The sequence below is a fragment of the Cryobacterium gelidum genome (genome assembly GCF_004403985.1).
In the GTDB taxonomy this organism is placed as follows: Bacteria; Actinomycetota; Actinomycetes; order Actinomycetales; family Microbacteriaceae; genus Cryobacterium; species Cryobacterium gelidum.
Genome location: NZ_SOHL01000008.1, coordinates 164,061 through 176,539, shown reverse-complemented (window position 1 = coordinate 176,539; position 12,479 = coordinate 164,061). Strand labels below are relative to the sequence as shown.

The 12,479-nt window shown below is 64.7% G+C and carries 13 protein-coding genes; 3 read left to right on the top strand and 10 right to left on the bottom strand.

What is annotated here, in order from left to right:
• Positions 1 to 40 precede the first annotated feature (40 nt).
• The 10 genes from pth to E3T50_RS04925 form a co-directional block, all read right to left on the bottom strand.
• Positions 41 to 625: an aminoacyl-tRNA hydrolase gene (gene pth, locus E3T50_RS04970; protein ID WP_134550850.1), complete on the bottom strand. Its 585-nt coding sequence runs from the start codon at positions 623 to 625 to the stop codon at positions 41 to 43.
• Positions 626 to 684: 59 nt separating this feature from the next.
• Positions 685 to 1,296 (bottom strand): 50S ribosomal protein L25/general stress protein Ctc, encoded by a 612-nt coding sequence (locus tag E3T50_RS04965; protein ID WP_134464262.1) that lies wholly within the window; start codon positions 1,294 to 1,296, stop codon positions 685 to 687.
• Positions 1,297 to 1,539: 243 nt separating this feature from the next.
• Complete coding sequence (gene manD / locus E3T50_RS04960; protein WP_134550849.1) at positions 1,540 to 2,769, bottom strand: D-mannonate dehydratase ManD; 1,230 nt, start codon at positions 2,767 to 2,769, stop codon at positions 1,540 to 1,542.
• 54 nt (positions 2,770 to 2,823) lie between these two features.
• Positions 2,824 to 3,783, bottom strand: coding sequence for a sugar kinase (locus E3T50_RS04955; protein ID WP_134550848.1), 960 nt, complete (start codon positions 3,781 to 3,783; stop codon positions 2,824 to 2,826).
• Entirely contained in the window at positions 3,780 to 4,448 is a 669-nt protein-coding gene (locus E3T50_RS04950) for a bifunctional 4-hydroxy-2-oxoglutarate aldolase/2-dehydro-3-deoxy-phosphogluconate aldolase (protein WP_134550847.1), read from the bottom strand. The genes E3T50_RS04955 and E3T50_RS04950 overlap by 4 nt, the downstream gene beginning before the upstream one ends.
• Positions 4,449 to 4,453: 5 nt before the next feature.
• A complete protein-coding gene (dgoD, locus tag E3T50_RS04945) occupies positions 4,454 to 5,602 on the bottom strand; it encodes a galactonate dehydratase (protein ID WP_134550846.1) in 1,149 nt (382 codons plus the stop codon).
• On the bottom strand, positions 5,580 to 6,122 hold the full coding sequence (locus tag E3T50_RS04940) for a gluconokinase (RefSeq protein ID WP_241990767.1): 543 nt from the start codon (positions 6,120 to 6,122) through the stop codon (positions 5,580 to 5,582). The genes dgoD and E3T50_RS04940 overlap by 23 nt, the downstream gene beginning before the upstream one ends.
• A 2-nt stretch (positions 6,123 to 6,124) precedes the next feature.
• The gene (locus E3T50_RS04935) at positions 6,125 to 7,006 is read right to left on the bottom strand and encodes a carbohydrate ABC transporter permease (RefSeq protein ID WP_134550845.1); all 882 of its coding nucleotides are present in this window, start codon (positions 7,004 to 7,006) and stop codon (positions 6,125 to 6,127) included.
• Positions 7,003 to 7,926, bottom strand: a complete 924-nt coding sequence (locus tag E3T50_RS04930; protein ID WP_241990766.1) for a carbohydrate ABC transporter permease — start codon at positions 7,924 to 7,926, stop codon at positions 7,003 to 7,005. The genes E3T50_RS04935 and E3T50_RS04930 overlap by 4 nt, the downstream gene beginning before the upstream one ends.
• A gap of 96 nt (positions 7,927 to 8,022) precedes the next feature.
• Positions 8,023 to 9,315 carry an ABC transporter substrate-binding protein gene (locus E3T50_RS04925; RefSeq protein WP_241990765.1) on the bottom strand — a complete coding sequence of 431 codons (1,293 nt, stop codon included), beginning with the start codon at positions 9,313 to 9,315 and terminating at the stop codon, positions 8,023 to 8,025.
• A 138-nt stretch (positions 9,316 to 9,453) separates the two neighbouring features.
• On the opposite strand from E3T50_RS04925, the gene E3T50_RS04920 reads away from it, so the two are divergent.
• The 3 genes from E3T50_RS04920 to E3T50_RS04910 all read left to right on the top strand — a co-directional run bounded on the left by E3T50_RS04920 (position 9,454) and on the right by E3T50_RS04910 (position 12,277).
• Complete coding sequence (locus E3T50_RS04920; RefSeq protein ID WP_134550843.1) at positions 9,454 to 10,236, top strand: FadR/GntR family transcriptional regulator; 783 nt, start codon at positions 9,454 to 9,456, stop codon at positions 10,234 to 10,236.
• Positions 10,237 to 10,335: 99 nt separating this feature from the next.
• Complete coding sequence (gene gndA / locus E3T50_RS04915) at positions 10,336 to 11,793, top strand: NADP-dependent phosphogluconate dehydrogenase (RefSeq protein WP_134550842.1); 1,458 nt, start codon at positions 10,336 to 10,338, stop codon at positions 11,791 to 11,793.
• 118 nt (positions 11,794 to 11,911) lie between these two features.
• Entirely contained in the window at positions 11,912 to 12,277 is a 366-nt protein-coding gene (locus tag E3T50_RS04910; RefSeq protein WP_134550841.1) for a hypothetical protein, read from the top strand.
• Positions 12,278 to 12,479: the final 202 nt, after the last annotated feature.

Here is a 12,479-nt window from a genome sequence, read left to right as displayed (position 1 = left end):
AATGAGTCTACGCACTGGTACCGACAGCGCCGAACTGGCCTCAGGACGGCGAGTGGAACTTCTGTTGGGCGGCCACAACGCCGTCGGTGGCGATCAGTTCGATCGCGTCGGAGGCATCCGCTATCAGATTGGGCAGGACGCCGCGCTCGGCGGCAGCGAAGTCATGCAGCACGAAGTCGGCCGGATTCTGGCGGCCGGGCGGGCGCCCGATGCCCATGCGAATGCGAATGAAGTCGTTGGTTCCGGCGGCAGCGATGATGTCGCGCAGGCCGTTGTGGCCGCCGTGACCGCCGCCGACCTTGATCTTGAGCGTGTCAAAGGGCAGGTCGAGATCATCGTGCACGACGATGAGCCGGGACACGGGCAGCGAGTAGAAGCGCAGCAGCGCGGCGACCGGGCTCCCGGAGACGTTCATGAACGTGGTGGGCTTGGCCAGCACCAGTTTGGGTCCGGCGGGCGCGAGGCGCCCTTCGGCCACGAGGGCGGCCGTTTTGTGACGCTTGAAATTTGACGAGAGGCGGTCGGCGAGCTGCGCCGTCACCATCTGACCGACATTGTGCCGGTTGCCGGCGTAGTCGGGCCCGGGGTTGCCGAGCCCGACTACGAGCCACAGGTTCGTATCCAGGGAAGTCCTCCGTGTGCGGGGGTGAAAGCCCAGACGGAACCAGTTGATGAGTGCTATTACTACGCGGCGGGCGTAGCGGCCGGGGTTCCGGCCGTGATGACCTCGGTCTCGGCCTCTTCTTCATCTTCACCGCGCGGGGTGTGGATGTAGACGACGAGGGCGTCTTCGTCGGAGATCAGCGTGGCGCCGGAGGGCAGCGGAACGTCCTTGGCGTGAACCTGGGCGCCGTCTTCGAGGCCTTCGATCGACACGGTGACGTTCTCGGGGATGTCGGTCGCTTCGACCTCGAGCAGCAGCGTCTTGGTATCGAAGTCGGCGATCGTGCCAGCGAAGGACTCGCCCGACATGTGCACCTGAACTTCAACCTGGACCTTTTCGCCCTTGCGCACGACGACGAGGTCGATGTGCTCGATGATGGCCTTCACCGGGTCCTTCTGCACGTCCTTGACCAGCACGAGCTGCTTGGCGCCGGCGATGTCAAGCTCGAGGAGCATGTTGGCGCGACGCAGCAACAGGGCGATGCGGTGGGCGGGCAGCGACACGTGCACCGGCTCGGTGCCGTGGCCGTAGATGACGGCAGGGATCTTGCCGAGCACGCGCAGCTTGCGGGCCGCGCCCTTGCCAAAGCTTTCGCGCAGTTCAGCGACGACGGCGGTAACTTCTCTAGCCATGGTATTTCTCCTTGCGGGGCGTGGGCCCAGGTCGTGGTTCGCGGGCCGAAGCCCGTGAAAGAGGGGTACTGATTCAACTCGAACGCATGTCAGCGTGAGGAAAAGCCCGAGGCCTCGTCCGCCGCGTCGATAACGGATGCCGCCGGTCCAAGTCTGGCCCGGCAGGATCCCTCGCCGAAGTTCGTCTTCAAGCCTACACAGTTCGGGACGGTATTGCACCCCGGGCGTGTCGTGCGGGCGTGCTCACCAGTCGTGGACGGTACCGTCGGCCAGCCGGTTGAAGGGCAGATACGCCGTCTGGTAGGGGTACTTGCCGGCCTCGTCGACGTTGAGTTCGACTCCCAGACCAGGCTTGTTGCCGGGGTGCAGGTAGCCGTCGGAGAAGCTGAACGACTGTTCGAAGACAGTGTTGGTGGCGTCGCCGTGCTGCATATACTCCTGGATTCCGAAGTTGTGGATGGCCAGGTCGAGGTGCAACGCCGCTGCCATACCCACCGGCGAGATATCGGTCGGTCCGTGGATACCGGACTTGATCTGGTATTGCGCGGCGTAGTCAAGGATTTTCTTCAGGGGCGAGATACCGCCGGTGTGGGTGACCGCCGACCGCACGTAGTCGATGAGCTGGTCTTTGATCAGGGTCTGGTAGTCCCAAACCGTGTTGAAGACCTCGCCGATCGCGAGCGGGGTAACGGTGTGCGAACGCACCAGGCGCAGGGCATCCTGGTTTTCGGCCGGTGTGCAGTCTTCGAGCCAGAACAGGTCGAAGGGTTCGAGCGACTTGCCGAGCTTCGCCGCCTGGATCGGTGTCATCCGGTGATGCCCGTCGTGCAGCAGGGGCAGTTCGGGGCCGAATTCAGCGCGCACTCCCTCAAATACGGTCGGCAGGTGCCGCAGGTAGGCGCGGGTGTCCCAGTCTTCTTCGGCGGGCCTCGCCGCGCGCTGGGCCGGTTCGTAGTCGTAGCGCTTGCCACTGGTCTGGGTCTGCGCGGCGACGCCGTAGATGGCTCTGAGGCCGGGAATGGCGGTCTGCACCCGAATCGCCCGGTAACCGAGGTCCTGGTGCTTGCGAATGGAATCGAACAGTTCCGGCAGATCACGTCCGGAGGCGTGGCCGTAGGCGAGAATTCTATCCCGGCTGGCCCCGCCGAGGAGCTGGTATAGCGGCAGGCCGGCGGCCTTCGCCTTGAGGTCCCACAGTGCGACGTCGACGGCGGCAATTGCGGCCATGGTGACCGGGCCTCGACGCCAATAGGCACTGCGATAGAGAAACTGCCAGGTGTCTTCGATGCGGTGCGCGTCGGAGCCCAGCAGCAGCGGAACGACGTGCTCCTGCAGGTAGGCAACGACGGCCAGTTCGCGGCCGTTCAGGGTGGCGTCACCGAGCCCGACGAGCCCGTCGTCGGTCGTGAGGCGCAGGGTCACGAAATTACGATCCGGGCTGGTGACGATGACTTCTGCTCTGTCGATCTTCATGGCGTTCTCCTCGGTCGTGCGGGTGATGAAAAAGCAGGGCAAGCGGATGCCGGGTCAGCGCAGGGTGGTCCCGGCCGGTGCGGCGAGCAGGGTGAGTTCGGCCCGGTTCGGCGCACCCTCCCAGTCGCCAATGGCGGCGACCGCGAAGGCACCGGTGACGGTGCCGCGGTGCAGCGCTTCCCCGGGGGTGAGGGCGTCGAGCATGCCGGACAGGTAGCCGGCGGTGAAAGCATCGCCAGCGCCGATCGTGTCCAGCACCGTCACCGGGATCGCCGATGCGTGCACGACCTCGCCGTCGGTGTAGACGCTGGCGCCCAGCGCACCACGCTTGATGACGAGCGCTCTCACGCCGCAGGCCGAGAGCTCGGCCGCTGCCCGCTCTTCTGCTTCGGGGGTACCAGCACCGGCCACAATGAGCCCGAGCTCGTCGTCGGAGGCGATGACAATATCCGCACTGCGGGCCAGAGCCGACAAGGTCGTGCGGGCCGCGGTCGTGCTCCAGAGTTTGGCGCGATAGTTCACGTCGACGCTCACCAGGGCGCCGGCCGCGCGCGCAAGCCGCACAGCCTCGGTCACGGCCTCCGCGGCCGAACTCGACAGAGCCGGGGTGATACCTGTCACGTGCAGAAGGCGAGGTGGTGCAGTCAGGCAGGCAGCGGCATCCGCTGCACTGAGCGCCGAGCCGGCGGAATCGCTGCGGTAGTAGGTCACCCGGGACAGGTCATTGATGCGACGTTCAGCGAGCATGAGCCCGGTGGCTCGGTCGGCATCGATCGCGACGGTGTCCACGAGCACCGACTCCGCGCGCAGAGTCCGCAGCAGGAACGCACCGACCTCGTCGTCGCCGACGCGGCCGCCCCAGCGCACCGTATGGCCTAGTCGGGCGAGGCCGATGGCCACATTCGATTCGGCACCGGCCACGTTCATCTGCAGGGCACCGCCGAGGCGCAGCGGGCTGCCGGTGCGCAGGCTGACCATGGTTTCGCCGAGGGTGACGACGTCGGGCCCGGTCATGCGCGCGCAGCCGCCAGCCGATTGACGTCGTCGCGCACGGCGAGGAAGGCAGCCGCTCGCCCCCTAAGGGCGTCGAGGTCGCCGCCGCGTGCTGCATCCCCGAGCAGGGGGCCGCCGATGCCCACGGCGAGAGCTCCGGCCGCGAAGTATTCAGCGGCCAGCGCGGCATCGACGCCGCCGACGGGCACGAACGGCACGTCGGGTAGCGGGTCGCGCAGCGCCTTGAGGTAGGCGGGGCCGCCGAACGATCCGGGAAACAGCTTGACCACGGTGGCGCCCGCGCGGCCGGCCGCAACGACCTCGGTCGGAGTGAGCGCACCCGCGCAGACCGGCAGACCGAGCCGGGCCGACTCGGCGATGGCTTCGGTCACGGCCGGGGTCACCATGAAGCTTGCGCCGGCTGCGGCGCTGCGGTGCACATCGTCGGTGGTCAGCACCGTTCCCGCCCCGACCAGGCAATCACTCGGAGCCAGCCGGGCGAGTTCCGCAATGATTCCGAGCGCGTCGGTCGTCACGAGAGATACTTCAAGAAAGCGGATGCCGCTGGCAAAGAGTGCGAGTGACGCGGCTATCGCAGCGTCCGGGTCGGTTGCGCGGATAATGGCGAGCAGGCGTTCACGCTGCAGCCCGGCGAGAAAATCATCCGGGGTCCACGAGACGCTCATGGCCGTCACCACTCGGCCAATGCGCCGTCGGCGTGCCGCCAGATCGGCGAGCGCCAGGTATGTCCCCGCGCGTCGGCGGCCCGCACGGCCACCTCATCGATTTCGATGCCGAGGCCCGAGCCGGTCAACAGCTCAATGTTGCCGTTGACGAATTTCAACGGTTGCTTGTCGAGCACATAATCCAGCACTTCGGCGCCCTGATTGTAGTGGATGCCGATGCTCTGCTCCTGGATGAGGTAATTGGGTGTGGCGAAGCCCACCTGCAGGCAGGCCGCCAGCGCGATCGGGCCGAGCGGACAGTGCGGAGCCAGCTGCACGTCGTACACCTCGGCCATCGCCGCAATGCGGCGCACCTCGGAGATACCGCCGGCGTGGGAAAGGTCGGGCTGCGCCACAGCGATGCCGGCCTGGAGTACCGGGAGGAAATCCTGCCGGGTGTAGAGCCGTTCCCCGGTCGCGATGGGAATCGCGGTGGCCTGGGCCAGTTGTCCGATCAGGTGGGAGTTCTCCGGAACCACCGGCTCTTCGATGAAGAATGGGTGCAACGGCTCCAGAAGCGGGGCGATCCGGCGGGCATTGGCGAGCGTGAACCGGCCGTGAAAGTCCACGGCTACATCGCGGTCGGGGCCGAGCACTGCGCGCGCAGCTGCAACCCGTTCGAGAACGCCGTCGATTTCGGCGACCGTGCCGACCCTGCTCATGATGCCGGAAGCGTTCATCTTGACGGCGGTCAACCCCACGGCCAGCTGCGCTGCGATCGCGTCGGTGATGCCGCTCGGATCGTCGCCGCCGACCCAGCCGTACATGCGGATGCGATCCCGCACCGCTCCGCCGAGCAGCTGGTAGACCGGCACCCCGAGAGACTTCCCTTTGAGATCCCACAAGGCCTGGTCGATGCCGGAGACGGCGCTGCCGAACACCGGTCCGCCGCGGTAGAAGCCACTCTTGGTCAGTACCTGCCAGTGGTCTTCAATGCGGTCAGGGTCAGCGCCGATGAGATATTCAGCGAACTGGTCGACAACGGTGCGCACGGCATCCGCATGGCCTTCCAGACTGGCCTCGCCCCAACCGATGACGTCGTCGCTGGTCTCGATCCGCACGAACAACCAACGAGGCGCGACCAGAAAGGTTTCAACGCGCGTGATCTGCGACACGGTCGACCTCACCACCTTCCGTTTCGACGGCGAGAGCCGCGACGATCCGTTCGACGATGGCGCCGGGCGGTTCGACAATGTCCACGGTCATGCCGCGTTCATCGTCTGTTCGTACCTCGAGCGTGTCGAGCTGCGATTGCAGCAGCGCTGGAGGCATGAATTCGTGGGTGCGTGCGCGGAGCCGGGCGGCGATCAGGTCGATCGATCCTTCCGGATCAACGACGAACAGGTCGCGGACGTGACCGCGCAGTAGGTCTCGATAGCTACGTTTGAGGGCCGAGCAGGCGATGACGATACCGTTCGGATAATCTCCGGCGAGGCATCGCCCCACCTCGTGCAGCCAGGGCAGCCGGTGCTCGTCCTGCAACGCATGACCGGCGGCCATGACTGCCTTGTTGATGGCGGGATGCAGGGTGTCGCCGTCGAGAAACTGGGCACCGAGGCGCTTGGCGAGAAGTTCACCAATGGTCGACTTGCCTGAACCTTGCACACCCATGACGACGATCGGAGGGAGGCTCACCCTCAGCCCTTGGTCGCACCGGCGGTCAGGCCGGACACGATGTATTTCTGGGTGAAGAGCGCGATCACCATGATCGGAACGGTGACGACGACGGCTGCCGCCATCAGGCTCCCCCAGTCGATGCTGGCATACGAGACGAAGTTGAAGATCGCCACCGGAAGGGTTTTGGTATTGGCTCCGGAGAGTACGAGCGCGAACATGAAGTTGTTCCACGAAAAGATAAAGGAGAGGATGCCGGCGGTTGCAAGACCGGGAACCGACAACGGCAGTGTGATCCGCAGGAATGCGCCGATGTGGGTGAGGCCGTCCACCTGCGCCTGCTCCTCCAACTCGAGCGGGGTCGAGTCGAAGTAGCTGATCATGATGTAGACGATGAGCGGCAGGGCGACGAACATGTGCGACAGGATCAATACACCGAAGCCGCCGACCATGCGCATGTTGGCGAAGATGAAGTACCACGGCACGAGCAGGCTGACGCCGGGGATGATGCGCGCCATGAGCACGACCAGCGCGGACCGGTGCATCGCAAAGCGACTCATCGCATAGGCGGCCGGAACTCCGATAAGCAGGGAGAAGAGGGTAGACAGCAGCGCCACCCAAAAGCTGTTGAAGATGAATCCGAAATAGTTGTTGCGACTGAGCACATTGTCGTAGTTGCTGAGGGTCGGTGTGAAGAACACGGTCTTGCTGGCGTCGTAGATGTCGACATTGGTCTTGAGCGACGCGACGAACATCCATACCAGCGGAGCGATGAACAGCAGTACCGTGAGGGTCAGGGCTACGACACGAAAGATCTTGTACGCTCGCGGTTTGCGACGCCGTGGTGCGATCGCGACCGGGCGCGGTGTCTCGATGACGGGACGGGCTGGCAGGGTCGTGGTCATGACCGGTTCGCCTTTCTGCGGTACGTGAGCACCCACATGATCGCGATGATGAGCAGGAAGAACAGGATCAGCACGGTGGAGGCGATGCCGTAGTCGTTGTAGTCGAAGCTCAGGCCGAAGGCGTAGATGTTGAGCGTCTCTACCTCGTGGAATGACCCGCCGCCCTTGCCCTTGGTGGCATAGAGGATGTCAAAGGTTTTCAGGGCGTCGATTCCCCGCAGCACGATAGTGACGATGACGGTGGCGCGCAGCAGCGGCAGTGTGACGAACCAGAAGCGCTGCCAGGAGTTGGCGCCGTCGATGCGTGCCGCTTCGTCGGGTTCGTCGGAGAGTGAGGTGAGACCGGCCAGCAGCATCAGTACGACCATCGGCGTCCACTGCCAGATGTCGACGAACATGAGCGTCGGCAGCGCCGTGTATTGACCGGATAGCCACGGCTGGGCGGGAATGCCGATCCAGCTGAGCACCTGGTTGGCGAAGCCGATGTTCGGGTCGAAGATGAGGCGCCACATCATGCCCACGGCGACCGGGGTGGCCACCAGCGGCAGCAGGATCGCGACGCGAACCCATTTCTCGCCGCGGAACGGACGCCAGAGCAGCAGGGCGATACACATTCCCAGCACAAGCTCGATGGCGAGCGCTCCGCCGGTGAAGACGAACGTGCGCATCACGGCGGGCCAGAACCGTTCGGTGTCGGTGAGAACCTCGAGGTAGTTGCTGAGCCCGACCAGGTTGGATGCAGCGCGAACCGAACCTTCGGAGTCGGTCACGCTGAGATACAGGGTCCAGCCCAGCGGCACCGCGATGAGCAGTCCGACGAAGATCATTGCTGGAGAGGCGAAGAGCCACTTGCGATGACGGTTTGCCCAGGTGGAATAGTTCTTCCACATTGAGGGCTTAGTGGTGACCATTGTGGTCATCGTTCACCTCACACTTGGTGTTGCACGTACAGGATGACGGGGGCTGGCAGGGCGGATGACCGCGCTCGATCATCCGCCCCGGCTCAGTGGTGCGGGCTATTCGTCGTCGAGGATGCCCTGGAAAGCATCGCTCGCGGCATCCGCTGCTGCATCGGAGTCGCCGCCGGTGATGGCGATAACGATCGGATCTCCCACGATCTCCCGAGCTTCGGGCACCTTGATGACGCGGGGGCGGTCATGACCGACGCCATTCTTCGTGCTCGTGGCGATCGCAGCGGCGAGGTCAGCCGGGTAGGTCGATGTGCCCTCGGGGTCTTCCCAAACCGACTGGCGCGCACCGGGAACGCCGTCCTGCTGCACCTCCAGGGTCAGTTTCGCACTCGTCGCCCATTCGATGAACGACCAGGCTTCGGCTGAGTAGGCAGATTCGGCGTTGACGCCGAGTGCCCAGGACGGCACGTTGTAGGCGACGGAGCCGCCGGGGCCAGCCGGCATCGGCGCGAAGCCGACCGTGTCGGACACCTTGGACGTCGCGGGGTCGGTCGCGTTCTTGTAGAGGCTGTCGGCCTCGGTGTACAGTCCGGCCTGGCCCTGGGTGAAGATGGCCATGGCTTCCGGCCAGCTCATGTCGGTGCTGACATTCTCGGGACCGTAGTCGCGGATTAGTCCGCCATAGAACGCATAGGCTTCCTTGGCTTCCGGGCTATTGATAGCTGAATTTCCGTCTTCGTCGATGAAGTCACCGCCGAAGCTGTAGAGAAAGCTGGAGAACTGGGTGACGGCGGCGGATTTGCCGGTGCGGGCAACGAAACCGGCCACGCCGGGGTTCTGTTCCTTGATCGCCTGAGCCGCAGCTTCGAGTTCGTCCATCGTGGTCGGTACCTCGAGTCCGGCCTTGGCGAGGAGGTCCTTGCGGTAGTAGAGCACTTCCTGCTCGGTGATGATCGGTACCCCGACGACGTTGCCGTCATAGGTGGTCGACTCGACCGGTCCGGACTGGAAGTCGCTCCAGTTCCAGTCAGCGTTCGACTCCACGTCGTCGCTCAGATCGGCGAGATAGCCGTTCTTCGCGAACAGCTTGCCTTCCTGAAGCGGGCGATACATCATGACGTCGATCTCGTCGGTGCCCGCATTGAGCTTCACGTTGTACTGATCGGAGAGCTGATCTTCGCCGTATTGGCTGAGCTCGACCTTCAGGCCCGTTGCCGCCTCGAACTCGGGCAGTTTGCTCTTGATCGTGTCGGTCCAGACATGGTTGGCGAGGGTGACCCGAAGAGTCTTCGCGCCCCCGTCGTCACCGGCACCGGCACTGCATGCGGTGAGTGTGCCCGCCGCGAGGAATGTCGCTGCGACGATGGCCGCAACGCGAACAACTGAATGACGCTTCACTGTGTCTCCCATTCGCAGAACCGGCGCTTTGAGCCACGGTTCCCAACAAAATGCATCTTTACATCTGTCTCGAAAGAAAACTTTACCAAATAAAGCATACTTATACAAGTTTTTAGCGGTAACGATATGATCAAGCGCATGACGCACAATGTGACGACCGGGCCCGGCGCCGACTCGCTCGTCGATTCGCCCCCGAGCCTTGACGACGGCACCCCCTCGACCAGCCTGCACGCGCGCGTGGTCGATCTGCTCGGCCTGGCCATCTGCGCCGGAGAACTGGCGAGCAAGTCGGTCTTCCGCATCGAAGAGCTCGAGGAACGATACGGCGTCTCGCGATCGGTGGTTCGCGAAGCCATCCGCGTGCTCGCCTCCATGGGCATGCTCGCCTCCCGCCGCCGCGTCGGCGTACAAATTCTGCCAGCGTCAGCGTGGAACCTGTATGACCCACAGGTCATCCGCTGGAGGCTTGCCTCGCCGGCCCGAATCGCCCAGTTGCGCTCACTGACCGAGCTGCGCACCGCTATTGAACCGCAGGCCGCCCGGCTCGCCGCCATCCGCGCTCCACTAGCGGATGCCAGCGAGCTGATGGGGCTGGCCGGCAAGCTGTGGGCCGCCGGCCAGGCCGACGACCCCGAAGCCTTTCTCGTGCTCGACATCGAGTTTCACCGCCTGGTGCTGGCCAGCTCGGGCAATGAGATGTTCGCCAAACTCAACACCCTGGTTGCCGAGGTACTGACCGGTCGAACGAACTACGGGCTGATGCCGCGGCATCCACACAACGAAGCGCTGCAACTTCACGTCGATGTCGCCAGCGCCATTCAGCGAGGCAATCCCGAGGCAGCCTACGAAGCCATGCTCGGCATTATGGAACGCGCCTTCAACGAGATGAGTAGCATCTGGGACGGCAATCCGACGCACTGAGCCCGATCACGCGCGTGCTAATCCATGAATGTGCGACCGCATGGCCACGTGGAGTACCCTTGAAAATGGTCTGTTGATCTCAGCCCCAAAGGAGAAAACGTGTCAGAGTCCGGTTCAGCACAGGCAAATATCGGTGTCGTCGGTCTGGCGGTGATGGGCTCCAACCTCGCCCGCAACCTCGCTGGCCGCGAGGGAAACACTGTCGCGGTCTACAACCGCTCCCCCGAGCGCACCCGCCTGCTCACGACCGAGCACCCCGAGGCGAATTTCGTGGCCTCTGAGAACATCGCCGATTTCGTCGCCTCGCTGACCCGCCCGCGCACCGCGATCATCATGGTGCAGGCCGGCCGCGGAACCGACGCCGTCATCTCTCAGCTCTCTGAGCTGTTCGAACCCGGCGACATCATCGTCGACGGCGGCAACGCCGACTTCACCGACACCATCCGTCGTGAAAAGGAGCAAAGCGCCAAGGGCCTCAACTTCGTCGGCGCCGGCATCTCCGGTGGCGAAGAGGGCGCCCTCAACGGCCCGAGCATCATGCCGGGCGGCTCGGTAGAGGCGTACAAGACCCTCGGACCCATTCTCGAATCCATCGCCGCCGTCGTCGACGGCGTGCCGTGCGTCACGCACATCGGCACCGATGGCGCCGGCCACTTCGTCAAGATGATCCACAACGGCATCGAATACGCCGACATGCAGCTCATCGCTGAGGCCTACGACCTGCTGCGCAAGGTCAGCGGGCACTCCCCCGAGGCCATCGCCGACGTCTTCACCGATTGGAACGGCGGGGAGCTCAACAGCTACCTGATCGAAATCACCGCCGAGATTCTGCGCCAGGTCGATGCCAAGACCGGTGAGCCGTTCATCGACGTCGTACTCGACGAGGCCGGCTCCAAGGGAACCGGCGTCTGGACCGTGCAGAACGCCCTCGACCTCGGCGTTCCGGTCGGCGGCATCGCCGAGGCGGTTTTCGCCCGTGCCGTCTCGAGCCACCCGGAGCAGCGCGGACCGGTGCGTGCCAGCATCACTGCCCGACCCGAGCTCGCCGTCGTCGGCCACACCTTTCAGGAAGACGTGCGCCAGGCGCTCTATGCCTCGAAGATCGTCGCCTACGCTCAGGGTTTCGACGCGATCATCGCCGGTGCGGCCAAGTACAAGTGGAACATCGACAAGGGCGCCATCGCTACCATCTGGCGCGGCGGTTGCATCATCCGCGCCCAGTTCCTCAACCGGATCGTGGACGCGTACGCCAACGACCCGTCCATCCCGAGCCTGCTCGTTGACCCGTACTTCGCCGAGGCCGTTGCCGCCGGCGAGGCCGCCTGGCGCCGCGTGGTTTCGACCGCCGCGCTGTCGGGCATCCCGGTTCCCGGTTTCGGTGCCAGCCTGAGCTACTTCGACTCGCTCGCGAGCGAACGTCTGCCAGCCGCCCTGGTGCAGGGACAGCGCGACTTCTTCGGGGCGCACACCTATCACCGCGTCGACATGCCCGGTACCTTCCACACCCTGTGGTCTGGCGACCGCACCGAGATCGTCACTGAGGCGTCTACACACTGACAGCAGCAGCGTGGCCGGCCGGCGGCATCCGCTCCTACCCTAGGGTTTGAGCGGATGCCTCCGGCCAGTTCTTTCTCACCGGCAGCTTCACACCAAGCTCTGAGAGACTGGGGGCTCCATGACTGACAATCACCCTGAACTCTCCGGCTACGAGCCGAACGATAACTACCGCCCCTTGCGCGGCAAGCACTTCGCGACCGTTATGCGGGTCGTCGTCGTGTTCGGGCTCATCGCCCTGGTCGTGCCGGGCGTGCTCACGACCGTGCGGGTCGCCTCCGACACCGCCGCCAACACCTGTGCGACCGCCGTCGTCCAGTACTATCCCTCGGCGGTCGACTTCGACGCCCGCTTCGACCTTGCCGGACCCGGCGGGTTCGGTTGGCAGTGCTATGCCATCGACGACAACGAGCGCGCCACCTTCGTGACGCCGCTCGGGATCATCCCCTCTGCGCCTCGCCAGCTATCTCCCGGCACCCCCACCTAGCGGCCCCGGGGCGCTGCGGCACCATGAGCCGTGAGCTTGGTTGCGTCCACCCCGCTCAGCCGTGACTTTCGGCCCCAAAATCGACTCACACGAGCCGAAACTCACGGCTCGGCGAGGTGAGTTCCACCGGTCGGCACTTTTCAGACCTGAGCACAGCCCAACGCTCGTGGTGGGGCGGCGCGAAAGCGCGAATGTTCGCGAT